This window comes from Mycolicibacterium neoaurum ATCC 25795 (assembly GCF_000691525.1).
In the GTDB taxonomy this organism is placed as follows: Bacteria; Actinomycetota; Actinomycetes; order Mycobacteriales; family Mycobacteriaceae; genus Mycobacterium; species Mycobacterium neoaurum.
Genome location: NZ_JMDW01000009.1, coordinates 147,319 through 171,149 on the forward strand (window position 1 = coordinate 147,319; position 23,831 = coordinate 171,149).

Here is a 23,831-nt window from a genome sequence, read left to right on the forward strand (position 1 = left end):
CAGGCGCACCGTTCATCGGATCCCCCGAGGTCCCGGTGATGGGCGCCTGCCCGCGGGTCAGGCGGCCGCCGCGTCGCCGGCGGGCGAGGGATCCGAATCGGTTTCGGTCGTCGTATCGTCGCGTGTCACGATCGATGTCGCGACGCCCGAATCCTCGGTCGTCGCACCATCTGGGTGCAGCACCTCGACCGTCGGTGCTCGGTCTTCGTCCTGATCGTCCAGGCCCTCGTCGCGCACATCCTCGACCAGGTCCTCGCGGGAAAGATCCTCTTGACGCTGTTCCACGTCGTCGTTGCCGCGCACATCCTCGCTGCTCGGGTCTTTGAGCAGGTCTTCGGTATCGCCGGACTCGTCGTCTGTCGTGGCGGTGTCGAGCGAGTGGGAAAGCGGCAGCACGTCCGCACCGTCGGTGTCGGGCGGCGTCGTCAGGCGGGTGCGCTGCTCGTCTGGCACGATCGCCGCCGGCGGCGCCGGTGCCGGGACGGGCTTCGGGCCGAAGGCGGCCTGGAAGCCCTCGCCGATCGCGGCCGCGACATCCTGGACGAAGGTGACCGGATTGATCCTGGGAATCAAGCGGAACGGTGCGGGCACACCGTAACTGAGGGTGCGGTCGTAACCGGTCTCGATGAGCACCCGCAAGAGCGGGGAGACGAAGTCCACGATCGGGGTGATCAGGAACCCGGTGCCGGTGAAGGCGGCGAATTCGAGGAACGGCCGCACGATCGGCAGGGTGCGGGTCGGGACGGTGACGTAGCGGGTATCGCCGTGCTCCTCCCAGTTGTCCTGATCGGCCAGTTCGACGGCCAGTTCTTCCGGGGTGTAGTCGTCGGGCAGTTCGCCGACGTCTTTCTGGTTGGGGGCCAGGTAGGTGCCGTGCACGTACCAGAAGCCCGCGATCGCGTTCAGCACGGCGAGCGCGTTGACGGGGTAGATCGGGAAGTCGGAGACGCCGTCGTACTGGAAGGCGATATCGGTGGCGCAGATGTGGTCGCAGGTGTCGGTGGGTGCGGGCAGCCCGAACGTGGCATCCAGGATGGGCACGTGCCCCAGGAAGGCCAGTCGCTCGAACAGGCCGCCGTTGGGGCGGTTCGTGTTTCCGATCATGACGAAGGACAGGTAGTTCTGGTTCTTGGGAAGTCCGGCGAGATTGCGCTTTTCCCGGCTGACGATGTTGGCGCCCTGGGAGTAGCCCATCAGGATCACCGGGGTGTTCGGCGGGTTCTGCGCCAGGGTGTCGACCAGCGTGCCGTTGAGCGTGGAGAGTCCCGCTCCGGTCGACACATCCCATTTGTCGCCGGTCAGGCCGCCCCATCCGGGTAGCGGGATGGGCCAGAACTGTGCCGGGTAGTTGATGCCTTCCAGCGTGCAGTCGTTGTCTGCGGTGCAGGACGGGTTGAACGGCGCGATGTAGTAGTCCCTGGCGTTCTCCAGATACCCGTCGATCCCGTTCGCGTCGGGGGTGCCCGTGCCGGGGACGATCAGCGCGGTGGCGGCCAGCGCGGCGGCCAGGGTCAGCGTCGAGGCGACCGACACCGCGATCGCGAGGAGCACCGTGATCACTGTTGTGATGGCGCGCCGTGCAAAGCCCATCGGTTCCCCCTCGTCGTGGTTTTCGGCCGGCTCTTCGGATCGTTGCACTCGAGCGGGCTGACGGGAGCGTAAACCGCATATTGAAAATAGAATCTCATTCTAATATCGTCGGTCCGTCCGGATTCGTGGAGGGAGTGTCCGTTGGGTTTGCGTGGTGACGCAGCGATTGTCGGGTTCCACGAGCTACCGGCGACGCGAAAGCCGACCGGGGCCGCGGAATTCACGATCGAACAATGGGCGCGGCTGGCAGCCGCGGCGGTGGCCGATGCCGGCTTGTCGGTGCAGCAGGTCGATGGGCTGGTGACCTGCGGGGTCATGGAGTCCCAGCTGTTCGTGCCGTCCACGGTCGCCGAGTACCTGGGTCTTGCGGTGAACTTCGCCGAGATCGTCGATCTCGGCGGTGCCTCGGGCGCGGCCATGGTGTGGCGCGCGGCGGCGGCCATCGAACTCGGGCTCTGCCAGGCGGTGCTGTGTGCCATCCCGGCCAACTATCTGACGCCGATGTCGGCGGAGCGTCCCTACGATCCCGGCGATGCGCTGTTCTACGGGGCCTCCAGCTTCCGGTACGGCTCGCCGCAGGCCGAGTTCGAGATCCCCTACGGCTACCTCGGCCAGAACGGGCCTTACGCACAGGTCGCCCAGATGTATTCGGCGGCATACGGATACGACGAGAAAGCGATGGCCAAGATCGTCGTCGACCAACGGGTGAACGCCAACCACACACCCGGTGCGGTGTTCCGGGACAAATCGGTGACCATCGCCGACGTCCTGGACAGCCCGATCATCGCCTCCCCGCTGCACATGCTGGAAATCGTCATGCCGTGCATGGGGGGATCGGCAGTGCTGGTCACCAATGCCGAACTGGCCCGCACAACCCGGCACCGGCCGGTCTGGATCAGGGGATTCGGCGAACGGGTGCCGTACAAATCCCCGGTCTATGCCGCCGACCCGCTCCAGACACCCATGGTGAAGGTCGCCGAATCCGCCTTCGGGATGGCCGGTCTGTCCCCGGCAGACATGGACATGGTGTCGATATACGACTGCTACACCATCACCGCGCTGTTGACGTTGGAGGACGCGGGCTTCTGCGCCAAAGGCGCGGGTATGCAGTTCGTCACCGACCACGACCTGACCTTCCGCGGTGACTTCCCCATGAACACCGCAGGCGGCCAGCTCGGCTACGGCCAGCCAGGAAATGCCGGTGGTATGCACCATGTCTGCGATGCCACGCGCCAGCTCATGGGACGTGCCGGGGAAACTCAGGTCGCCGACTGTCACCGTGCCTTCGTCTCGGGCAACGGTGGAGTGCTCAGCGAGCAAGAAGCTCTCGTCCTGGAGGGGGACTGATGACCGACCCGATGGTGCGGCCGCTACCGCTGCCCACGCCTACCTCGGCACCGTACTGGGACGGTCTGCGGCGGCACGAGGTGTGGGTGCAGTACTCACCGTCATCGGATGCCTACGTGTTCTATCCGCGCATACTGGCACCCGGCACCCTGGCCGACGATCTGCAATGGCGTCAGATCTCCGGTGACGCGACCCTGGTCAGCTTCGCCGTCGCGCGGCGTCCGGTCGCCCCGCAATTCGCCGATGCCGTTCCGCACCTGCTCGGTGTGGTGCAGTGGACCGAGGGGCCGCGACTGGCCACCGAGATCGTCGGCGTCGATCCGGCTCGGCTGCGGATCGGTATGGCGATGACACCGGTCTTCACCGAACCCGACGGCGCAGATATCACCCTCTTGCATTACACCGCGGCCGAATAGGGGAGACATGGCGCTGGCCCTCACCGACGAACAGGTACAGCTGACCGAGGCGATGGCGGGTTTCGCCCGCAGGCACGGTGGACTGGAACTGACACGATCGCAGTTCGATGCCCTGGCGGCCGGGGGACGTCCGGCGTTCTGGACGGCCCTGGTGTCACACGCTCTGCATGCTGTCCAGTTACCCGAGCAGGGTGGCGGTTTCGCCGATGCCGCCTGCGTCGTCGACGCCGCGGGCTATGGCCTGCTGCCCGGGCCGCTGCTGCCCACGATGATCGCCGCTGCCATCACCGCCGACCTGCCGGAACAACCGGCGGTGCGAGCCGTGCGCGAAGCTCTTGCGGCGGGTGGCCCGATGGCGGTGATGTTGCCGACAGACGGCGTGCTGCGAGCCGAACCAGACGGCGCAGGGTGGCGGCTGACCGGCACGGCCGGACCGCAACTCGGTATCGCCGCCGCCGAACACGTGATCGTCGCTGCCGATACCGATGCAGCGCAACGACTCTGGTTCCTGATCGGGGTCTCGGCCGAGGGAGTCTCGGTGCAGGCAGACACTCCGACCGATCTGACCCGAGATGTGGGCACCCTGTCGTGCGCCGCTGCGCCCGTGACGGCCGACGCCGTGCTGGCCGGTGTCGACCCGATGCGGGCGCGGTGCCATGTGATCGGCCTGATGGCCGCCGAGGCGGCAGGAATCGCACGCTGGTGTGTGGACACTGTGGTCGCCTATCTCAAGGTGCGTGAACAGTTCGGCCGTCCGATCGGTGCGTTCCAGGCCTTGCAGCACAAGGCGGCCCGGTTGTTCATCGACAGTGAATTGGCTGCGGCCGCCGCATGGGATGCGGTGCGCGGCGCCGAACAGCCGATCGACCAGCACCAGACCGCTGCCGCCGGTGCCGCGATCGCGGCGATCGGCAAGCTGCCGGATCTGGTCGTCGATGCGCTGACGATGTTCGGGGCCATCGGGTACACCTGGGAGCATGACCTGCATCTGTATTGGAAGCGGTCGATCAGCCTGGCCGCCGCCGCGGGCAGTGTTGCCGAGTGGGCCGAGCTGCTCGGGGAACCCGACCGGCAGCCAAGGGATTTCGGCATCGAACTGGCCGGTGTGGAAGAGCGGTTCCGGGCCCAGATCGCTGCGCTGATCGACGCGGCGGCGCAGCTGGACAACGAGGCGCCGGGCCGGCAGAACCCCGAGTACGCGGAGTTCTGGACCGGTCCGCGCCGAACCGCGCTGGCCGATGCCGGAGTCGTGGCGCCGTATCTGCCCGCGCCGTGGGGGCTGGACGCGACACCGGCCCAACAGCTCGTCATCGACGAAGAATTCGACCGGCGGCCCGCCCTTGTCCGGCCATCACTGGGAATCGCGCAATGGATACTGCCGACGGTTATCGCCGAAGGCACCGACGCCCAGCGGGAGCGCTTCGCGGTGCCGACGCTGCGCGGTGAGATCGGGTGGTGCCAGCTGTTCTCCGAACCCGGTGCCGGGTCGGATCTGGCGGCCCTGACGACCAGGGCGACCAAGGTCGAGGGCGGCTGGCGGATCGACGGGCAGAAGGTGTGGACCTCCTCGGCGCAACGCGCGGATTGGGGTGCGTTGCTGGCCAGGACGGACCCCGAGGCCGCCAAACATCGGGGCATCGGTTACTTCCTGGTCGATATGAGCACTCCGGGCATCACCATTCGGCCGCTGCGAACAGCCAGCGGTGACGAGCATTTCAACGAGGTGTTCTTCGACGACGTCTTCGTGCCCGACGACATGCTGGTCGGCGAGCCGACCGCGGGATGGTCACATGCGTTGGCCACGATGGCCAACGAACGGGTGGCCATCGGTGCCTACGCCAAACAGGACAAGGAGCGCGAGCTGCGGGCACTGGCCCGCAGTGCCGGACCCGGGGGCGTCGCGGTCCGCCAGGCGTTGGGCAGGGTGCGGGCCACCACCAATGCCATCGGCGCGCTGGCGGTGCGCGACACCTTGCGCAGGCTTGCCGGACACGGGCCGGGCCCGGCGTCGAGCGTCGGCAAAGTCGGCACCGCACTGCTGGTGCGCCAGGTGACCGCCGATGCGTTGGCCTTCAGCGGTCGTGCCGCCATGGTCGGTGGAGCCGACCATCCCGCGGTGGCCGATACGTTGATAATGCCCGCCGAGGTCATCGGCGGTGGCACCGTCGAGATCCAGCTCAATATCATCGCCACCATGATCCTCGGGCTACCGCGCGCATGACCGCGGCCGACACCGAACTACCCGACTACAAGCGGGCTCGCCGTGCCCAGATAGTGGATGCCGCACTGGATCTTCTGAAGTCGCAGGACTACGAGCAGATCCAGATGCGCGATGTCGCCGACCATGCCGGGGTCGCGCTGGGCACCCTTTACCGATACTTCACGTCCAAGGAAAATGTCTATGCCGCGGTGTTGATGCAATGGGCGCAACCGGTTTTCGCTGCTGCCGAAGCGGACCTTCCTGCCACCGAACAGCAGGTCCGCGAGAAGATGCGCGGCATCATCAGCAGCTTCGAACGTCGGCCGGCGTTCTTCAAGGTCTGCATGCTGCTGCAGAACACCACCGACGCCAACGCCCGCGACCTGATGGATCGATTCGCGTCCGTTGCCCAGCGCACCCTTGCCACGGACTTCGCGTCGATGGGGGAACAGGAATCGGCCGACACCGCGATCATGGCCTGGGGCATCATCTCCACCATGCTGTCCGCGTCCATCCTGCGCGACCTGCCGATGGCCGACACCTACCGCGTTGTCGACGCGTTCGTCGATCTGATCGGTCCGCGGCTGCCCAGCGGGGCGAGCGAAGCGACGGTGGCGGGCCGGGACTGACGAACCACCGGTGGCTCGTGCGCGCGCACCGGAGGAAGCGGCTGCTCATAGCGTTGCACCTCGACGAGCACATGGGCGCCGGTACATCCGTGCGCCAGCGACGAGGTGCCGACATCCTCGGTGAGCACATTCGGATTGCCGTGCACGCACAGCGAATCCGGGTCGGTGGGGTCCAGCGGGTCGTACCAGGCCCCGGTCGCGAGTTGGACCACTTTCGGACGGACACCGGCATCGATGACCACGCCGGCCAGGCAGGCGCCGCGATCGTTGAACACCCGCACCACATCACCGTCGGCGAGGCCCCGCTCGGCCGCATCGGTTGGGTGGATCCGGATCGGTTCGCGGTCGGCCACTTTCGAGCCGCGGCTGACCGCCCCGATATCGAGCTGACTGTGTAATCGACTGCTCGGCTGGTTGGCCAGCAGATGCAACGGGTAGTCGGCCGCACGTCGACCGCCCAGCCACTCGGTCGGCTCGAACCAGGCCGGGTGTCCGGCGCAATCGGCGTAGCCGAACCCGTCGATATCGGCCGAGAAGATCTCGATCCGCCCGCTGGGCGTGTGTAGCGGATGGGTCCGCGGATCGGCACGGTAGTCAGCCAACAGGGTCAGCCCGGACTCGGTGGGCAACCTGAGCTGACCGTCGGACCAGAACTGGTCGAACGTGGGCACCGCGAAATCCACTCCGGCCGACCATGTCTCGTACATGTGCCGCAGCCACTGCCGCGCGGTCCTGCCCTCGGTGAACTGCTCGCCGACCCCGAGCCGCTCGGCCAGTTCGGCGAAGGTCGTGTAGTCGTCCCGCGACTGCGCGTAGGGCTCGGCGAGTGCCGGCATCGCGACCAGCAGCGGGTCGTTCTTGGATCCCGAGTAGTCGTCACGCTCATAGGCGGTGGTGGAGGGCACGACGATATCGGCGTGCTTGGCCATCGCCGTCCAATACGGGTCGTGGACGACGATGGTGTCGGGCCGGGCAAGCGCGCGCCGTAACCGACCGATGTTCTGGTGATGGTGGAACGGATTGCCGCCGGCCCAGTACACCAGTCGGATATCGGGATAGCTGAGCCGACGGCCGTTGTAGTCGAAGGCCTCACCAGGGTGCAGCAGCATATCGCTGACCGCCGCCACCGGGATGAATGTGTGCACCCGGTTCGCCCCCTGCGGCAACACCGGCAGCGGATGGCGCAACGGTGGCAGTCCCGGTTCGTTCATCGAACCGTACCCGTGTCCGAAACCCGCTCCGGGCACGCCGATCTGGCCCAGCATGGACGCCAGTGTCAGACCCATCCAGGGCGCCTGTTCACCGTGTCGGATGCGTTGCAGTGACCAGCTGACGGTGACCAGCGTGCGCCCGGCGGCCATCCGGCGCGCCAGCGTGGTGATATCGGCGGCGGACAGTCCGCTGATCTCGGCCGCCCACGCCGGCGTCTTGGGCACGCCGTCATCGGTCCCCAAGAGATAACGCTCGAATCGGTCGTACCCGGTGCAGTACTCGTCGAGGAAGCCGCGGTCGGCCAGCCCCTCGGTGGCCAGCACATGCGCCAATCCCAGCATCACGGCAACGTCGGTTCCCGGCACGGGCGCATGCCATTCACACTCACCGTCGACGTCATCGCGCAGCGGTGAGAACGACACGATACGACCGCCGCGATGGCGCAACCGGCGCAGTGCGTCACGGGCCGGATGCGCCGACGTGCCACCGTGATTGATTCCGGTGTTCTTGCACGCCAACCCGCCGAAGGCCACCAGCAGATCCGTGTGCTCGACGATGACATCCCAGGACGTCGAGCGTTTGAACAGGTCGTCATGGGTGCCCACGACGCGGGGCATGATCACGCCGGTGGCGCCCAGGCTGTACGAGTGCCGCGACGAGGTGTATCCGCCGAGCAGTTTGAGGAACCGGTGCACCTGGCTCTGGGCGTGGTGGAAGCGTCCTGCGCTGGCCCACCCATAGGAACCGCCGTAGATGGCCTCGTTGCCGTGGGTGTCGATGACCCGTCGCAGTTCATCGGCGAGCAGTTCGGTGAGTTCTGGCCAACTGACCGCGACGAACTCGTCGGCGCCGCGGCGGTCGCTGGGCCCGGGTCCGTCGCGCAGCCAGCCTGCCCGCACCGCCGGTCCGGTGATGCGAGAACGGTGTCGCAGCGAGCCCGGCAGGTTGCCCAGCAGGGGAGAAGGGTCGGCGTCACCGGCGGCGGGCGTCACCGCGGTGATATCGCCATCGGCCACATCGGCGGAGAAGACGCCCCAGTGGGCGAGGCTGCTACGCGGCACCGGCTCATCGTAGGGCGATCCCCGCCACGTTCGACCGACCAGCGACGTTCGACCAACCATCCGGTTGGTATATGTTGGTCGTCACCCAACCGATAACCAGTACCGGAGGTCACAGATGGGCGCCGTCAAATACGACCGCACGTTGTTCGAGCCCGAGCACGAATTGTTCCGTGAGTCGTACCGTGCCTTCCTGGAGCGCCATGCCGCGCCCTTCCGGGAGGAATGGGAGAAGGCGAAGATCGTCGACAGAGAGGTATGGCGCGAGGCCGGTAAGCAGGGCTTTCTCGGCATGGCGGTACCCGAGGAGTACGGCGGCGGTGGCAATCCGGACTTCCGCTACAACGTCGTCATCACCGAGGAGACCAGCGCGGGCCGACACAGCGGCCTCGGGTTCACCCTGCAGAACGATGTCATCGCGCCGTACCTGATCGAGCTGACCACCGAGGAACAGAAGCAACGCTGGCTGCCCGGGTTCTGCAGCGGCGAATTGATCACGGCGATCGCAATGACCGAACCGGGCACCGGCAGCGACCTGCAGGGAATCAAGGCCCGCGCCGTCCGGGATGGCGACCACTACGTCCTCAACGGTTCGAAGACCTTCATCACCAACGGTATCCACGCGGATCTCGTGATCGTGGTGGCCTGCACCGACCCCGACAAGGGTGCGCAGGGCTTCTCGCTGCTGGTCGTCGAGCGCGGTATGGAGGGCTTCGAGCGGGGCAGGCATCTGGACAAGATCGGTCTGGAGGCCCAGGACACCGCCGAGCTCTCGTTCACCGATGTCCGGGTGCCGGTCGAGAACCTTCTCGGCCAGGAGGGCATGGGCTTCCTCTATCTGATGCAGAACCTGCCTCAGGAGCGCATCAGTATCGCGGTCATGGCGGCCGCGGCGATGGAGTCCGCGCTGGAGGAGACCCTGCAGTACGCCAAGGAGCGCAAGGCCTTCGGTAAGCCGATCGGGAGCTTCCAGAACAGCCGGTTCCTGCTTGCCGAGTTGGCCACCGAGGCCACCGCGATCCGGGTCATGGTCGATGAGTTCATCAAGCTGCACCTCGATCGGAAGCTGACCGTGGAGCAGGCCGCGATGGCCAAGTGGTTCAGCACCGAAGCGCAGGTTCGGCTGGTGGATCGGTGTCTGCAACTGCACGGCGGCTATGGCTACATGCGCGAATATCCGATCGCCCGGGCGTTCCTGGACTCGCGGATCCAGACTATTTACGGCGGCACCACCGAAATCATGAAGGAGATCATCGGTCGCAGTCTGGGGGTCTAGCTGGTCCGACACGCCGTCGCCGCAGGTGGCGATATCCCACGAGTTCGCCGACAACTGTCGCAGAGTTGACGAACACGATACTTTCGTGGGGTTTTGCACGACTTCCGGGAGGACCGAATGACCAGGCAGCGAACCCGACTCGGCAGCTTTGCCGGGCGGGCGGCAGCAGTGCTGGTAAGTGCCGGGCTGATGGCCGCGACGGTGCTGCTGGCACCGCAGGTGTCGGCGACACCGGAAGGCGATGCCGATGCGGCGATCACCGCCGCGTGGGAGACCGCCGGCGGCGGCGCGGAGGGACCCCTCGGTCCCAAGGACGGCGGCGTGTACCCGGCGGGGCCGGGCTTCGGCCAGAACTTCGCCGGCGGCAAGATCTTCTTCACCCCGCAGACCGGCGCCCACATCATGTCCGGGGCCATCCTTGAGAAGTACGAATCTCTGGGTGGTCCCACCGGTGACCTGGGCTTCCCGACCATCGACGAGGGTCCCGGCCGGGCGGCCGACAGCCGCAACGTGACGTTCAACGCGCCGGACAACCCGGTGATCTTCTGGACCCCGGCCACCGGTGCGCGGGTGGTGCGCGGTGCCATCAACAGCGCCTGGGACGCCTTGGGCGGATCGGCAGGTGTGCTCGGTGTGCCTGCCGACGACGAGACCACCGACGGTGATGTCGTCTCGCAGAAGTTCACCGGCGGCCAGATTTCCTGGGACCGCAAGACGCGAGCGTTCACGACGACCCCGCCCGAGCTGGCCGGCCAGCTCGGCGCGGTTCAGGTGCCCTCCGATGCAGCATCGGCCATCGCCGCGGCACGACGTGCCGCCGGCGGTGAGCTCGGCCCACTCGGCGCCGAAGAGGGTGCCCAGTACGCGATCGGCGCCGACGGCGTCGGCCAGAACTATGCGGGCGGCAAGATCTTCTACAGCCCGGCCACCGGCGCCAACGTGGTGACCGGCCAGATCCTGGCCAAGTACGAGAGCGTGGGCGGGCCGACCGGTGATCTCGGTTTCCCGACCGCCAGCGAGGCAGACGGCGGACTGGCGCCGCAGAGCGCGGTGGTGCCGTTCGCCGCCGAGGACAAGCCGGTCATCTTCTGGACCCCCGACTTCGGTGCGGTGATCGTCCGCGGCGCCATGAACGCCGCCTGGCAGAAACTTGGTGGCGCGACCGGTGAACTCGGCGCACCCAAGAGCGATCAGACCGACAACGGCGGTGTGATCAACCAACAGTTCAATGGCGGATCCATCTCCTGGGACAAGGCGGCGAACCGGTTCAGCACCGAGCCCGCGGGATTGCAATCGCAGCTGGCGGGCCTGCAGGTCCCCGGGGCGGATTCCCCGCAGGCGCAGGCCGACGGACCGCAGGCGAACGGCGGCAGCGACAGCGGCGACAAGTGGTACACCTGGCGTTGGTGGTGGTTGCTCGGGCTGATCCCGCTGGTGGGTCTGATCGCGGTGATCGCCATGGCGGTGCTGCGCAACCGTCGATCCGGTGATGAGGACCGGTTCGACGACGATTTCGACGACGACCCGTATGACCGTGCCTATTACGGCTACGGCCAGCGCGATGACCAATCCGATGACCCACGCGCCGACCAAACCGATGACCGGGGGGTCGATCGTGAGGGTGGCTACGGCCCGCCGCCGCAGGATCCGTGGGCATCGCTACCGCCGGTCGGTGCAGCGGGCTCCTACACCGTCGATGCGATCGATGGCGGGGCCGGTGAGTACGGTGCCGACGAGTACGGTGCCGACGAGTACGACACCGATGCGGATGCCGATCGTGGAACCGATGCCGACCGGCCGGAGGTGCAGTTCGACGATGACGAGGACGACGTCGATACGGCGCCGACCCGGATCGAGACGCTGACACCGCAGCCCGCCGAGTCCGTCTTTGCCGAGGCGGACTTCGCGGAGCCGGATATCGACGAGTCCGAGTTCGCAGAGTCGGACTTTGCAGAGTCGGACTCTGCACAGTCGGACTTTGCGCAGTCGGAGTTCGCAGAGTCGGAGTTTGCACGGCCCGGGTTGGGTGCCTCGGCCTTCGACGCCGAGCCGACTCCGCCCGCCCCAGAACCCGAGGTGACCGGTGGACGGCACGCCGCGGCCGGCGGGGACGATGACGACGATGACGCCGGTTGGACCTCCATGCGATTGGCCACCACGGATCGCTACCGTGCGCCGGAGGGATATCCGATCAAGGCCGATACCAAGACCGGTCTCTACTGGGCGCCCGGCAGCCGCGGTTACCGCGATACCGAAGCCGAGATCTGGTTCTCCAGTGAGGAATTCGCGCGCGCGAACGGATTCGTCCGCGCTGACTGATCAGACGCTGTCTGATCAGCCGTCGACTGATCAGACGCCGACTGATCAGACGCCGTCTGATCAGACCTTGCGGATGACGGTGACGACCTTGCCGAGCACCACGGCATCGTTACCGTCGATCGGTTCGAACGCCGGGTTGTGCGGCATCAGCCATACCTGACCCTTGGTCCGCTTGAAGGTCTTGACCGTGGCCTCGCCGTCGATCATCGCCGCGACGATATCGCCGTTGTCGGCCACGTTCTGCTGGCGCACGACCACCCAGTCGCCGTCGCAGATGGCAGCGTCGACCATCGATTCGCCGACCACCTTGAGCAGGAACAGGGAACCCTCGCCGACCAGTTCCTTCGGAAGCGGGAACACATCCTCGACGGCCTCCTCGGCCAGAATCGGTCCGCCGGCCGCGATTCGGCCGAGCACCGGCACGAAGGTCGGTTCCGGTAGTGCATCGGAGCCTGCGACGTCGGTGGCGACGATCGGGGTGACCGTCTCGTCGGCACCACGCACATCCACCGCGCGTGGACGATTGGGGTCGCGGCGTAGATAGCCCTTCCGCTCCAGGGTGCGCAGCTGATGGGCGACCGAGGAGGTGGAGGTGAGCCCCACCGCATCCCCGATCTCCCGGATGCTCGGTGGATAACCGCGGGTGGTCACCGACGAACGGATGACCTCCAGGATGGTGCGCTGACGCTCGGTCAGGCCGGAGCGTGCCTCAGGGGTGTCGCTGCTGTCGCTCATGTCGCCGAATGTAGTCGCAGCCGTCCCGATAATCAAACATGTGTTCGAGGCGTGTCGCTGCCGGGTGCGGCCCGATCAGCTGGGCTCACTCATCGGTCACCGTCAGCGTCACGTCGATGTTGCCGCGGGTGGCATTCGAGTAGGGGCACACCCGGTGTGCGGCCTCGGCGAGTTCGGTGGCGGTGTCGTGGTCGACGTTGGGCAGCACGATCTCAAGTTCGACCGCAAGGCCGAACGCGCCGTCATCGGCCGCACCGAGCGTCACCCTCGCGCCGACGGCGGAGTCGGTGACATCGGCCTTGCGCTCGCGGGCGACGAGCCGCAGGGCGGAGTGGAAGCACGCCGCGTAGCCGACGGCGAACAGCTGTTCGGGATTGGTGCCCGTGCCGGAGCCGCCCATCTCCTTGGGAATGCTCAGGGCGACATCGACTTTCCCGTCGGACGTGCGGCCGTGTCCGTCGCGCCCCTCGCCGGTGGCCAGCGCTTCGGCGGTGTAGAGCTTCTTCATCGGTGGTGTCCTTTCGTCGTATTCGGTCAATGCGGGGAGCTGAGTTGGTCGACGAGAACCCGGAGGGCGTCGCGCAGTGCGCCGATCTGCTCGGGGCCGGCATCGGTGGATGCCAGTAGGCGTTGTGGGACGCAGGCGGCGCGTTCCTCGAGCGCGCGCCCGGCGGTGGTCAGGGCGACCTCCACGCGCCGTTCGTCGGTGCTGCTGCGGTGGCGCATCACCAGGCCGGCGGCCTCCAGGCGTTTGATCAACGGTGAGAGCGTGCCGGAGTCCAGGTGCAACCGTCGGCCGAGTTCCCCGACAGTGCGGGAGTCGTCCTCCCAGAGTGCGAGCAGCACCAGGTACTGCGGGTAGGTCAGGCCCAGTTCATCCAGCAGCGGCCGGTAGGCCGCGGTCATCAGGCGGGAAGCCGAGTACAGCGCGAAACACAGCTGTTCGTCGAGGCGTGCGGCCGGCATGGAGATCACTGTAGAGCACAATTGAATTGTGCACAACCTAAATAGGGGGATTCGACGGTGCCCATTCGGTGCTGACGACTTGTCGGTGGGTGTCGATATCGTTCGCTAACAGTTCGATCACACGTTCTATCGTTCGAACAGATGATCGACTACAGTTCGAACAAAGAAGCGAACACACCTCAAGGAGGCAGGCACATGACGATTCTGGAAGCACGTAGCGATGTGCGTGAGCGCCGGACGTCCGGCCCCACCCGGCGGCAGGAAGTCCTGCGGCGCAGCCCCGCGGAGGCCGAGGTGTGGCCGCTACCCAGGGATGTCGTGGTGCGGCGGCGTCGGCAGCCGCAGGATCGTCGTCCCGGCGGCGCACCACTCGGTCATCGCGGTACCGGCGTGCTGATGTCACGGGCTTCCCACCGCCGGCCGATCACCCCGGCCGCGACCGTCCTGTTGGCCCTGCTGGCCGGCGCATTCACGCTGTGGCTGGGATTCGTCGCCAACCTCGGCGGCGCGGCAGCCGAGCAACCCGTCGAGATGCCCACCCGGCTGTCGGTCGTGGAGGTGCAGACCGGTGAGACGCTGCAGAGCATCGCGGCGCGCGTCGCGCCCGATGTGCCCGCCGACTCCGTCGTCGAGCGGATCCGCGAGCTCAACAAGCTGGACTCCAGTGCCGTGCGGACCGGGCAGACCCTCATCGCGCCGATCGGCTGAGATCGTGCGCACCGGCACGGGGTCGCACCGCATCCGCACCATGCAGGTACGCTCGGAAGCGTCAAATCTGGTGCAGCTGTGGTGCGGCGAAGGAGCGGTGATGCACTGTCCGTTCTGTCGTCACCCGGATTCGCGCGTCGTCGACTCCCGTGAGACCGATGAGGGACAGGCGATCCGGCGGCGCCGGTCCTGCCCCGAATGTGGCAGGCGCTTCACCACGGTCGAGACCGCGGTGCTGGCAGTCGTGAAGCGCAGCGGGGTCACCGAACCGTTCAGCAGGGAAAAAGTGATCAAGGGTGTGCGAAGAGCATGCCAGGGCCGCCAGGTCGACGACGATGCCCTGAACCTGCTCGCCCAACAGGTGGAAGACGCCGTTCGGGCCGCCGGCTCTCCGGAAATCCCCAGCAACGAGGTCGGGCTAGCCATCCTCGGCCCGCTGCGCGACCTCGACGAGGTTGCCTACCTACGCTTCGCCTCGGTGTATCGATCGTTCTCCTCTGCTGACGATTTCGAACGCGAAATCGAGGCCCTGCGTGCCCACCGGCGTGTCAACACCGCCGGCTGACGTTCACCCGAGCCGGCGCGTTCCGTCGTCGATCACCCGACCGGCCACTTTCACCCATCCGGTGGGATCCCACCAGGTTCGGATCTGCGAACCCTCGCCCTGGACGATCAACAGATCGCGGCTCAGATGGTCGGTCATCCGGACCGCCGCCGAACCGGTCGCCTCGTCCTCCGGGATTCCCAGGTGCGGCGCGAACATCCGGGAACGCAACGTCCCCGCCTCGCGATCGAGCCACGCCCACAGGTAATGCTCCACATCGCCGACGTAGTCGGTGGGATCGGCGTCCTGCACCTGCTCGACCGACTCGAATTCGTAGATCGCCAGCTCCGGTGCCCACTCCGAACGGGCGCTGATGGCGGTGAACTCATCGTCGATGTAATCGACCTGCACCAGTCCGGCAGGAACCTGCAGCGTCCGCACCGCCATACCGCGATCCCTCAGCCACCACGAGGCTCCGACGGTCGGGTGCCCGGCGAACGGTATCTCGGCGGCCGGGGTGAAGATCCGAACATGAGCGCTTGCCGCGCCCGCGTCGGGGATGTCGACGAATATCGTTTCGCTGTAACCCAACTCGGTAGCGATCCGTTGGCGGTCGGCCGGATCCACCGTCGCGGCATCGATCACACCGAGCGGATTGCCGAATCGTCCGTCCGCATCGGTAAACACCCGTAACACATCGACATCGACGGCCATGAGCTGATTCTAGGCGCGACTCCGCGTCAGGTGGCGCTGCGTTCGTCGGCGCCCATCGCATCGAGCACGGCGACCCGGGTGTCCAGCGTGCCGGTGATGGTGCGTTCGCGAATCCCCGTGCGCAACAATGCGCGCAACATCTCGTGATCGTGCACCGATGGGGCGGTGGTGTTGATGAATCGCTCGACGAGCTCGACGAAGCGCTCGGGATCGTCGTGGAAGGGGAAATGTCCGGACTTGTCGAAGATGTGCAGTTCCGAGCCGGGCATGGCGGCATGTGCCAGGTGGGCATGGCTGACCGGGATGACCGAATCCTGTTTCCCCCATATCAATTGCACGGGAACAGATTCGGTCAGATAACAGCGGTCGAGCATGGTGACCACCTGACCGCGCCAGTCCACGACCGCGCGCAGAGTCCTGGCGAACGCCGATGACGCGGTGGGCTCGGGCAGGTCGGCCAGCACCCGCAACATGTCCGGGAGATCGCGTCCCACACCGGTCGAGCCGAACACCGTCCCGCCGACACGGCCGATGGCCTGCAGGGCGGGCAGCACCAAGGGCACGCGCAGCAGTGCCAACGATTCGCTGACCCCCGGCAACGCCGCGATGCGCAGGGCGATGTTGACATCCTTGGTGACACCGCCCGCGCCCACGAGCACCAGCCGATCCACGAACTGCGGGAACTGATACGCGAACTGCATGGCCACCCCGCCGCCCAGCGAGTGCCCGACGACCGTCACCCGATCGATATCGAGCACGCTGAGCAGATCGCGCATCCCGTTGGCATAGGCGGCCACCGAATAGTCCGCACGCGGTTTGTCCGATTGCCCGTGGCCGAGCAGGTCCGGCGCGATCACGGTGAACCGGCGCGCCAGCATGGTCTGGACCGTGTGCCAGGTGGTGGAGTTGTCGCCGATGCCGTGGATGAGCAGGACTGCGGGACCGGATCCGGCGATCCGGTATGCCCGCCGGTAACCGTGGATGGTCTGGAACTTCAGATTCGGGGTCACCTCACGCACGCTGCGCAGAGTGGTTGTGCGATCGGCCATCTGCGCCACTCCTCGCTGGTGAGAGGCTTCAGGTACGGTCCCCGCCGTCGGGGAAACTATCCGGGAAGCCACCCCGTTTGTTGTCGTCCTGCTGGGCCAGGAACCGTTCGAACTCCGCACCCAGCTCATCGCCGCTGGGCAGGTCCTCGTCGCGGGCGAGCAGCGAACGATTTTCTTGTGCGGCAACGAATGCATCGTACTGATGCTCGAGCGCGGCCACCACCTGAGCGACCTCCGAACTGGCTTCGACCTGTTCGTTGATCTTGGTGTGCACCTCGATGGCGGCCTCGCCGAGTGCGGTCAGCGGGATATCCAGCGAACCGGCTCGGGCCGCCTCGGCCAACAGCGTCTCGGCGGCCGGGGGATAGGCGGTCTGAGCCAGATAGTGCGGCACATGAACGGTGAAACCGAGCGCGTCGTGGCCGTGCTGGCCCATCCGCAGCTCCAGCAAGCTGGACACGCTGGCGGGAACCTGCACCTCGCCCACCCACGGCGTGTGACCGGCGATCAGCTCCGAGTTCGGCGAGTGCGCGGTCAACGTCACGGGCCGGGTGTGCGGCACCGCCATCGGGATGGTGCCCAGTCCGATGGTCTGCCGGACGCCGAGACGTTCGGCGAGCAACCGCACCGCAGTCACGAAACGCTCCCACCGCAGGTCCGGCTCCATCCCGGCCAACAGTAGGAACGGCGTGCCGGCAGCGTCGCGCAGCGCATACAGGTTCAATTCAGGCTGGTCGTACGCGCTGAAATGATCGGTCTTGAACGTCATCAGCGGTCGCCGGGACCGGTAGTCGAGCAGCTCGTCTACGGCGAAGGACGCCACCAGCTCGGTATCGAGGGTGTTCTTCAGATGCTCGGCTGCGAGCCGGATGGCATGGCCGGCGTCGGAGAATCCCTCCAACGCATGAATCAGAACCGGTCCACTGCCATCGACGGCAGACAGCTGTGGTGCGGGGAACTCCAGCTCGTACATCCCATTCTGCTCGGGCTGGTAGTGCTGCTCGTGGGAATCGGACATCAGGTTCACCTCCTGTTCACTAGTGTCTCGCATGTCGCCGGACCACCGCATTACGGGTACCCCCGACATTCGTTCAACACCGCACAGGTGGCGGTCCCTTCCCGGTCAGTTCCGGAACTGGTCGAGCGCGCGCAGCTTGTTCATCACATCGAGCGCGGCCACCTTGTAGGCCTCCGAGAATGTGGGGTAGTTGAACACCGCATCGACGAGATATTCGATGCTGCCACCACAGCCCATGACCGCCTGACCGATGTGCACCATCTCGGTGGCGTTGGTCCCGAAGATGTGCACGCCCAGCAGACGTAGATCCTCGGTCGACACCAGCAGTTTGAGCATGCCGTAGGAGTCGCCGGCGATCTGTCCGCGGGCCAGCTCCCGGTACCGCGACACTCCGACCTCGTAGGGCACCGAATCCTTGGTCAGGTCCACCTCGGTGGCACCGACATAGGAGACCTCGGGAATCGAATAGATGCCGATGGGCTGCAACTCGGTCATCGCGTGGCACGGCTCGCCGAAGGCGTGATAAGCCGCCAGCCTGCCCTGATCCATCGATGTCGCGGCCAGCGCCGGGAAGCCGATCACGTCGCCGACGGCGTAGATGTGGTCGACCTTGGTCTGATAGTTGTCGTCGACGAAGATCCGGCCGCGGTTGTCGGCCTCCAGGCCGGCGTTGGGCAGGTCCAGCTCGTCGGTCTGCCCCTGCCTTCCGGCCGAGTACATCACGGTCTGGGCCGGGATCTGCTTACCGCTGGCCAGGGTGGTGACGGTGCCCGAAGGCCCGACATCCACCGCGGTGACCTCTTCGCCGAACCGGAACGTCACCGCGAGATCGCGCAGGTGGAACTTCAACGACTCGATGATCTCCGGATCACAGAATTCCAGCATGTTCGAACGCTTTTCGACCACCGTGACCTTGGTGCCCAGGGCGGCGAACATCGAGGCGTACTCGATGCCGATCACACCCGCACCCACGACGACCATCGATGTCGGGATGGTCTTGAGGTCCAGAATCCCGTCGGAGTCCAGCACCCGCTCCGCGTCGAAATCGACACCGGCGGGCCGGGCGGGTTTGGTGCCTGCGGCTATCACGATGTTGCGACCCCTGACGGTGACGCGTTCGGCCCGGCTCGGGTCCTCGACGTGAACGGTGTGGGCATCGAGGAACCGTGCGAGCCCCACGTAGAGCTCCACGCGGTTGCGCATGAGCTGCGAGCGGACCACGTCGATCTCCTTGCCGATGACATGCTGGGTGCGCGCCAGCAGATCGGCGGGGGTGATCTTCTCCTTGACCCGGTAGCTGGCCCCGTAGAGCTCGCGCTGGTTCATGCCGGTCAGATAGATGACGGCTTCGCGCAGGGTCTTGCTCGGGATGGTCCCGGTGTTGACACAGACCCCACCGAGCATTCGGCCACGTTCGATCACCGCCACCGACTTGCCCAGTTTGGCCGCGGCGATGGCCGCCTTCTGGCCGCCCGGCCCGGAACCGATGACGACGAGGTCGTACTCCTGCGTGGAACCCATGGGTGCAGTCCTACGCGCGCGGTGGGGTGCGCGCATTCCGGGGACGGCAAAATCCGTGTGAACATTTGCGGGTGTGGGCGGTTCTCTCGATCGCGGGAACTTCCTGGCAATGTCGTTCGTCTCTATTGCTGACGGAGTTTCCGACCACACAGAGAGCACAATGCGACGCGCCAAGCGCAAACCCCGAAGACCCCGCCGCCGGCCCGTTGAGACCGGCACCGAGAAGTTCGTTGTCGCCGAGGAGGCGACATGCTGACCGCACTCGGAATTCTGCTCGGCATCGTGGTGGTATCTGCCATCACCGCCCTGACCGGCTATTTCGTGGCTCAGGAGTTCGCCTACATGGCGGTCGACCGGTCGCGTCTGAAGGCCAGCGCCCAAGCCGGTGACACCGGCGCCGCGCGCGCACTGCAGGTCACCCGCCGCACCTCGTTCATGTTGTCCGGCGCCCAGCTGGGTATCACCGTCACCGGCCTGCTGGTGGGTTATGTCGCCGAACCGCTCATCGGTAAGGGGCTGGGGGAGCTGCTCGGCGGCATCGGAGTGCCGCTGGCGCTGGGCATCGCCATCGGCACGGTGCTGGCCATGGTGTTCTCCACCGTGGTGCAGATGGTCTTCGGTGAGCTGTTCCCGAAGAACCTGGCGATCGCCCGGCCTGAACCCGTGGCCCGCTGGCTGGCGTTGTCCACCAATATCTACCTGGCTGTGTTCGGCTGGTTGATCAAATTGTTCGACGCATCGTCGAACCTGCTGCTGCGCGCACTGCGCATCGAACCGGTGCACGATGTCGAGCACTCGGCGACCGCCCGCGACCTCGAACACATCGTCGCCGACTCGCGCGAGGCGGGGGACATCCCCGAGGAGCTGTCCACCCTGCTGGACCGGATCCTGGACTTTCCGACCCGTACCGCCGAGCACGCGATGATCCCGCGGGCCCGGGTGGATGTGGTCGGTGCCGACGATCTGGTGGGCGCGGTGCTGACGAAGATGGCCACCGGTCACACCCGGTACCCGGTGATCGGCGGAACGCCGGACGATCTGGTCGGCGTCGTCCATCTGCACGACCTGCTGGAAGCCCCCGATCCATCGGCCACCGCCGGGGCGAATTGCCGACCGGCGGTGATCCTGCCGGAGACCATGCCGTTGCCGTCGGCATTGCGCACCCTCAGCGAGGCAGGCGACGAGATGGCGCTCGTGATAGACGAATACGGCGGTTTCGCCGGTGTGCTCACCATCGAGGATCTCGCGGAGGAATTGGTCGGTGAGATCGACGACGAACACGACAAGGACTCGGCCGATGATGATGTGGTGCCCACCGATGGTGGTTGGTTGGTGCGCGGGGACGTCGCACTCGACGAGCTGAGCCGAGTGGTCGGCCACGACCTGCCCGAGGGTGACTACGAGACACTGGCCGGGTTGCTGATCGCCGAGTTCGGTGGTCTGCCCGGTGTCGGGGATGCCGTTTCGGTCGACCTCGGCGTCGAGCCCGCCGAATTGATCGCCGATCATCCGCCGTTGCAGCACCGCCTCGACGCCACCGTCCAGGCCGTCGAAAAGCATGTGCCGGCAAGGGTTTTGGTGAGCCTGGCCGACGTTCCTGCCGAGACCGTGCAGGAGGGCGATGATGAGTAACCCGTGGGTGGTCGCTCTGGTGACCGCGTCGCTGATCGCGGCCAGCGCATTCTTCGTAGCCGTCGAGTTCGCCTTGATCGCGGCACGGCGCCACCGTCTGGAAGATGCCGCGCCGCATAGCCGCTCGGCCCGCGCAGCGCTGCGTTCGGCCTCCGAGTTGTCGGTTCTGTTGGCCGGGTCGCAACTGGGTATCACGATCTGCACCCTGGCGCTGGGCGCCATCACGAAACCCGCCGTGCACCATTGGTTGACCCCGGCGATCGCGGGCTGGGGTGCGCCGTCATGGCTGGCTGATGTCGGCGGGTTCGTGCTTGCGCTGATCATCGTGACGTTCCTGCACCTGGTCGTCGGCGAGATGGCCCCGAAGTCCTGGGCCATCGCCCATCCCGAACGGTCGGCGACCATGTTGGCGTTGCCGATGCGGGCGTTCATGTGGGTGACCCGCCCCGTGATCGGCACGCTGAACCGCCTGGCCAACTGGTGCCTGCGCAAGGTCGGGGTCGAACCCGTCGATCAGGTTGCCACCGGTCAGGATCCCGACGCGCTGCGGCATCTCGTCGAGCACTCGGCCACCGTGGGCACCTTGGACGAGCGCTATCACGGGCATCTGGTGAGCGCATTGGAGCTGGAGGCGCTGACCGTCGGGGACATGCTGCGCACCGGTGCCGAGCCCAGCAGCGTCCGCTCCGCGGCCGGCACGGCGGATATCCAGGCGGAGTCACTGCGCACCGGTCACCTCCGACTTCTGGTCCGCGACAACGGAACCGTGCTGGGGGTCGTGCACGTGCGCGATACCGTGCAGGCCGACCCCGGCACGACAGCCGCCGACCTGATGCGTCCGGCTCTGGAATTGACGGTCGATGTGCCCGCCTACGCAGCGCTGCGGACCATGCGTGAGACCCGCAACCATCTGGTGGTGGTGACCGATGCCGAGGGCAGCGTCCTGGGCCTCATCACGCTGACCGATGTGCTCAAGCGACTACTGCCCACCGCCGACGCGGTGAGCTGAGTTATCCACAGTGCCGGGTTGATCCACAGCGAACCTATGGCGGTCGCCCGGTCGGGGGCAGTCGTCGGAGCATGCCGTGACGATCATCGGTATGACACAACAACCTCGCGGATTCGACATCGGTCGGCCCGCATCGCTGATCGCCGCGCTGCCCGCGGTCCTGGGCTTCGTCCCGGAACATTCGCTGACGATCGTCACCCTCGACGGCGGTGAGATGGGCTGCGTCATGCGGGTTGACCTGACGCCCGGTCTGGTCGGCAACACCGCCGCGTTGGCCGAGGTGGTGGCCGGCTCGGGTCATGACGGGGCGGTCGCCGTGATCGTCGATGCAGACGGAGCCGACCACGAGGCGCTCGCCGACGACCTCGCCGGGTCGATGTCGGAGGAGGGAGTCGACCTGCTGGCGGTGCTCGCCGTGGATCGGATCACCGCCGACGGTCGGTGGTACTGCGTGTGTGGATGCGGTGCGCAGGGCGTCATCGACGACCCGGACTGTTCTCCGCTGGCGGCCGAGGCAGTGCTGGGTGGGCGTCGGCTCTATCGGCGCCGTGACGAGCTACAGGCCGTGGTCAGCACGACCGATCCCGAGCGCGGCGCAGGTCTGGCACAGGCACTGCGATCGGCTCGGCGGGGCCAGCTCAGTGCCGCAGCGGCTCGGCGGGCGATCGAATCGGCCATGACTCTTGCCCGCCGAGTGGCCGCGGGCCAAGAACCCGCCGATGCCGACATCATCGTCGTGGTCGGTGCGCTACGGGATCCACGTGTTCGAGACACGCTCTACGCCTTGGCGGTCGGCGATTCCGCTGCCGCTGCCGAGACGCTGTGGGCGACGCTGGCGCGCTTGGTCCCGGTGCCGTGGCGGCAGGAGGTGCTGACGCTGCTCGCATTCTCGGCGTATGCCCGCGGTGACGGGCCGCTGGCAGGGATCGCGCTGGAGGCGGCCGTCGGTATCGACCCGACGCACCGGATGGCGACCATGCTCGACTGTGCGTTGCAGTCCGGCATGCGGCCCGAGCAGATCCGGGAGCTGGCGTTGTCCGGCTACCGGATCGCCGGGCAACTGGGCGTGCGGTTGCCGCCGCGGCTGACCTACGGGCGCCGAGCGGGCTAGACCTTTTCGACCTTCACCGCGTGCGCCATGTGATGGGGCAGCTCGACGTCCTGGTGTCCTGGCATCAGGATCAGAACGCCCTGATCGCCGGGATCGTCGCCGACCTGCACGGTCACGCGCGCATTGGGGACCACACCGGCATCCTTGAGCCTGCCGATCAGCTCGACATCGCCCTGGACGTGTTCGGTCAGCTGGCGCACCACCACCGCGACCGGGGAGCCGGCCGGCAGTTCGGTCAGGCGGACCAGATTCGCATCCCCGTCGGAATCGGCCCCGCCGAAGCCGAGTTCGGACAGCCCTGGAATCGGATTACCGAAGGGAGAGGTCGTCGGGTTGTCCAGCACCTGCACCAGACGGCGCTCGACATCCTCGCTCATCACGTGCTCCCAGCGGCATGCCTCGGCATGCACTTCCTCCCAGGGGAGTCCGATCACGTCGACGAGCAGCCGCTCGGCAAGGCGGTGTTTGCGCATCACGGAGACGGCCAGATTGCGGCCCTTCTCGGTGAGTTCGAGATGGCGGTCACCGGCGACGTGCAACAAGCCGTCGCGTTCCATCCGGGACACGGTCTGACTCACGGTCGGTCCGCTCTGATCCAGACGTTCGGCGATGCGGGCCCGCAGCGGCACCACGCCCTCTTCCTCGAGGTCATAGATCGTCCGCAGGTACATCTCGGTGGTATCGATGAGGTCGTTCATGCCCTACCTTCCAGGCCCTGCTGTTACCACCCGAGTCTAGCTGGCCGGTGTCGTGAGCAGGGTTCCAACATCCCTTGTG

21 protein-coding genes are annotated in these 23,831 nt (G+C 66.7%); 11 read left to right on the forward strand and 10 right to left on the reverse strand.

The window, feature by feature from the left end; translation table 11 throughout:
* Nucleotides 1-57: 57 nt before the first annotated feature.
* Nucleotides 58-1,590, reverse strand: a complete 1,533-nt coding sequence (locus IC40_RS0112635; RefSeq protein ID WP_081843428.1) for a PE-PPE domain-containing protein — start codon at nt 1,588-1,590, stop codon at nt 58-60.
* A 141-nt stretch (nt 1,591-1,731) separates the two neighbouring features.
* Between IC40_RS0112635 and IC40_RS0112640 the strand changes: the two genes are divergently transcribed.
* From IC40_RS0112640 to IC40_RS0112655, 4 genes are read left to right on the forward strand one after another with little or no spacing between them, the layout of a single operon-like run.
* Nucleotides 1,732-2,937 (forward strand): thiolase family protein, encoded by a 1,206-nt coding sequence (locus tag IC40_RS0112640; RefSeq protein ID WP_030135079.1) that lies wholly within the window; start codon nt 1,732-1,734, stop codon nt 2,935-2,937.
* On the forward strand, nt 2,937-3,353 hold the full coding sequence (locus IC40_RS0112645) for a Zn-ribbon domain-containing OB-fold protein (protein ID WP_030135080.1): 417 nt from the start codon (nt 2,937-2,939) through the stop codon (nt 3,351-3,353). Before IC40_RS0112640 ends, IC40_RS0112645 begins: the two co-directional genes overlap by 1 nt.
* A 7-nt stretch (nt 3,354-3,360) precedes the next feature.
* The gene (locus IC40_RS0112650; protein ID WP_030135081.1) at nt 3,361-5,574 is read left to right on the forward strand and encodes an acyl-CoA dehydrogenase family protein; all 2,214 of its coding nucleotides are present in this window, start codon (nt 3,361-3,363) and stop codon (nt 5,572-5,574) included.
* The gene (locus tag IC40_RS0112655) at nt 5,571-6,182 is read left to right on the forward strand and encodes a TetR/AcrR family transcriptional regulator (protein ID WP_036461645.1); all 612 of its coding nucleotides are present in this window, start codon (nt 5,571-5,573) and stop codon (nt 6,180-6,182) included. The genes IC40_RS0112650 and IC40_RS0112655 overlap by 4 nt, the downstream gene beginning before the upstream one ends.
* Here the strand turns inward: IC40_RS0112655 and IC40_RS0112660 are convergent.
* Entirely contained in the window at nt 6,095-8,455 is a 2,361-nt protein-coding gene (locus IC40_RS0112660; RefSeq protein WP_030135083.1) for a molybdopterin-dependent oxidoreductase, read from the reverse strand. The genes IC40_RS0112655 and IC40_RS0112660 overlap by 88 nt on opposite strands.
* Before the next feature lie 115 nt (nt 8,456-8,570).
* On the opposite strand from IC40_RS0112660, the gene IC40_RS0112665 reads away from it, so the two are divergent.
* Nucleotides 8,571-9,728 carry an acyl-CoA dehydrogenase family protein gene (locus tag IC40_RS0112665; RefSeq protein ID WP_030135084.1) on the forward strand — a complete coding sequence of 386 codons (1,158 nt, stop codon included), beginning with the start codon at nt 8,571-8,573 and terminating at the stop codon, nt 9,726-9,728.
* A gap of 117 nt (nt 9,729-9,845) precedes the next feature.
* A complete protein-coding gene (locus tag IC40_RS0112670; RefSeq protein WP_030135085.1) occupies nt 9,846-12,047 on the forward strand; it encodes an LGFP repeat-containing protein in 2,202 nt (733 codons plus the stop codon).
* A gap of 60 nt (nt 12,048-12,107) precedes the next feature.
* Here the strand turns inward: IC40_RS0112670 and lexA are convergent, their stop codons facing one another.
* The 3 genes from lexA to IC40_RS0112685 form a co-directional block, all read right to left on the reverse strand.
* A complete protein-coding gene (lexA, locus tag IC40_RS0112675) occupies nt 12,108-12,782 on the reverse strand; it encodes a transcriptional repressor LexA (protein WP_030135086.1) in 675 nt (224 codons plus the stop codon).
* A gap of 85 nt (nt 12,783-12,867) precedes the next feature.
* Complete coding sequence (locus tag IC40_RS0112680) at nt 12,868-13,290, reverse strand: organic hydroperoxide resistance protein (RefSeq protein WP_030135087.1); 423 nt, start codon at nt 13,288-13,290, stop codon at nt 12,868-12,870.
* A gap of 26 nt (nt 13,291-13,316) precedes the next feature.
* A complete protein-coding gene (locus tag IC40_RS0112685; RefSeq protein ID WP_030135088.1) occupies nt 13,317-13,748 on the reverse strand; it encodes a MarR family winged helix-turn-helix transcriptional regulator in 432 nt (143 codons plus the stop codon).
* A gap of 195 nt (nt 13,749-13,943) precedes the next feature.
* Between IC40_RS0112685 and IC40_RS0112690 the strand changes: the two genes are divergently transcribed.
* Nucleotides 13,944-14,456, forward strand: a complete 513-nt coding sequence (locus IC40_RS0112690; RefSeq protein ID WP_030135089.1) for a LysM peptidoglycan-binding domain-containing protein — start codon at nt 13,944-13,946, stop codon at nt 14,454-14,456.
* Nucleotides 14,457-14,556: 100 nt separating this feature from the next.
* Nucleotides 14,557-15,021: a transcriptional regulator NrdR gene (gene nrdR / locus IC40_RS0112695; RefSeq protein ID WP_023985646.1), complete on the forward strand. Its 465-nt coding sequence runs from the start codon at nt 14,557-14,559 to the stop codon at nt 15,019-15,021.
* Nucleotides 15,022-15,024: 3 nt separating this feature from the next.
* Here the strand turns inward: nrdR and IC40_RS0112700 are convergent, their stop codons facing one another.
* The 4 genes from IC40_RS0112700 to sthA all read right to left on the reverse strand — a co-directional run bounded on the left by IC40_RS0112700 (nt 15,025) and on the right by sthA (nt 19,302).
* Nucleotides 15,025-15,714, reverse strand: coding sequence for a PhzF family protein (locus IC40_RS0112700; RefSeq protein WP_030135090.1), 690 nt, complete (start codon nt 15,712-15,714; stop codon nt 15,025-15,027).
* A gap of 26 nt (nt 15,715-15,740) precedes the next feature.
* Entirely contained in the window at nt 15,741-16,763 is a 1,023-nt protein-coding gene (locus IC40_RS0112705; protein WP_030135091.1) for an alpha/beta fold hydrolase, read from the reverse strand.
* Between the two features lie 28 nt (nt 16,764-16,791).
* Entirely contained in the window at nt 16,792-17,781 is a 990-nt protein-coding gene (locus tag IC40_RS0112710; RefSeq protein WP_030135092.1) for a proteasome assembly chaperone family protein, read from the reverse strand.
* Nucleotides 17,782-17,886: 105 nt separating this feature from the next.
* On the reverse strand, nt 17,887-19,302 hold the full coding sequence (gene sthA / locus IC40_RS0112715; protein WP_030135093.1) for a Si-specific NAD(P)(+) transhydrogenase: 1,416 nt from the start codon (nt 19,300-19,302) through the stop codon (nt 17,887-17,889).
* Nucleotides 19,303-19,551: 249 nt separating this feature from the next.
* On the opposite strand from sthA, the gene IC40_RS0112720 reads away from it, so the two are divergent.
* From IC40_RS0112720 to IC40_RS0112730, 3 genes are all read left to right on the forward strand, one after another.
* Nucleotides 19,552-20,934: a hemolysin family protein gene (locus IC40_RS0112720; RefSeq protein ID WP_030135094.1), complete on the forward strand. Its 1,383-nt coding sequence runs from the start codon at nt 19,552-19,554 to the stop codon at nt 20,932-20,934.
* Nucleotides 20,927-21,943, forward strand: a complete 1,017-nt coding sequence (locus tag IC40_RS0112725) for a hemolysin family protein (protein ID WP_030135095.1) — start codon at nt 20,927-20,929, stop codon at nt 21,941-21,943. Before IC40_RS0112720 ends, IC40_RS0112725 begins: the two co-directional genes overlap by 8 nt.
* Before the next feature lie 91 nt (nt 21,944-22,034).
* Nucleotides 22,035-23,054: a DUF4192 domain-containing protein gene (locus IC40_RS0112730; RefSeq protein ID WP_030135096.1), complete on the forward strand. Its 1,020-nt coding sequence runs from the start codon at nt 22,035-22,037 to the stop codon at nt 23,052-23,054.
* Here the strand turns inward: IC40_RS0112730 and IC40_RS0112735 are convergent.
* Entirely contained in the window at nt 23,051-23,752 is a 702-nt protein-coding gene (locus IC40_RS0112735; RefSeq protein WP_030135097.1) for an iron-dependent transcriptional repressor DtxR, read from the reverse strand. The genes IC40_RS0112730 and IC40_RS0112735 overlap by 4 nt on opposite strands.
* Nucleotides 23,753-23,831: the final 79 nt, after the last annotated feature.

Coding starts and splice junctions, on each gene's coding strand:
- IC40_RS0112635 (WP_081843428.1), bottom strand. CDS start 1,590: ATGGGCTTTGCACGGCGCGCCATCACAACAGTGATCACGGTGCTCCTC.
- IC40_RS0112645 (WP_030135080.1), top strand. CDS start 2,937: ATGACCGACCCGATGGTGCGGCCGCTACCGCTGCCCACGCCTACCTCG.
- IC40_RS0112650 (WP_030135081.1), top strand. CDS start 3,361: ATGGCGCTGGCCCTCACCGACGAACAGGTACAGCTGACCGAGGCGATG.
- IC40_RS0112655 (WP_036461645.1), top strand. CDS start 5,571: ATGACCGCGGCCGACACCGAACTACCCGACTACAAGCGGGCTCGCCGT.
- IC40_RS0112665 (WP_030135084.1), top strand. CDS start 8,571: ATGGGCGCCGTCAAATACGACCGCACGTTGTTCGAGCCCGAGCACGAA.
- IC40_RS0112670 (WP_030135085.1), top strand. CDS start 9,846: ATGACCAGGCAGCGAACCCGACTCGGCAGCTTTGCCGGGCGGGCGGCA.
- lexA (WP_030135086.1), bottom strand. CDS start 12,782: ATGAGCGACAGCAGCGACACCCCTGAGGCACGCTCCGGCCTGACCGAG.
- IC40_RS0112680 (WP_030135087.1), bottom strand. CDS start 13,290: ATGAAGAAGCTCTACACCGCCGAAGCGCTGGCCACCGGCGAGGGGCGC.
- IC40_RS0112685 (WP_030135088.1), bottom strand. CDS start 13,748: ATGCCGGCCGCACGCCTCGACGAACAGCTGTGTTTCGCGCTGTACTCG.
- IC40_RS0112690 (WP_030135089.1), top strand. CDS start 13,944: ATGACGATTCTGGAAGCACGTAGCGATGTGCGTGAGCGCCGGACGTCC.
- nrdR (WP_023985646.1), top strand. CDS start 14,557: ATGCACTGTCCGTTCTGTCGTCACCCGGATTCGCGCGTCGTCGACTCC.
- IC40_RS0112700 (WP_030135090.1), bottom strand. CDS start 15,714: ATGGCCGTCGATGTCGATGTGTTACGGGTGTTTACCGATGCGGACGGA.
- IC40_RS0112705 (WP_030135091.1), bottom strand. CDS start 16,763: ATGGCCGATCGCACAACCACTCTGCGCAGCGTGCGTGAGGTGACCCCG.
- IC40_RS0112710 (WP_030135092.1), bottom strand. CDS start 17,781: ATGTCCGATTCCCACGAGCAGCACTACCAGCCCGAGCAGAATGGGATG.
- sthA (WP_030135093.1), bottom strand. CDS start 19,302: ATGGGTTCCACGCAGGAGTACGACCTCGTCGTCATCGGTTCCGGGCCG.
- IC40_RS0112720 (WP_030135094.1), top strand. CDS start 19,552: ATGCTGACCGCACTCGGAATTCTGCTCGGCATCGTGGTGGTATCTGCC.
- IC40_RS0112725 (WP_030135095.1), top strand. CDS start 20,927: ATGAGTAACCCGTGGGTGGTCGCTCTGGTGACCGCGTCGCTGATCGCG.
- IC40_RS0112730 (WP_030135096.1), top strand. CDS start 22,035: ATGACACAACAACCTCGCGGATTCGACATCGGTCGGCCCGCATCGCTG.
- IC40_RS0112735 (WP_030135097.1), bottom strand. CDS start 23,752: ATGAACGACCTCATCGATACCACCGAGATGTACCTGCGGACGATCTAT.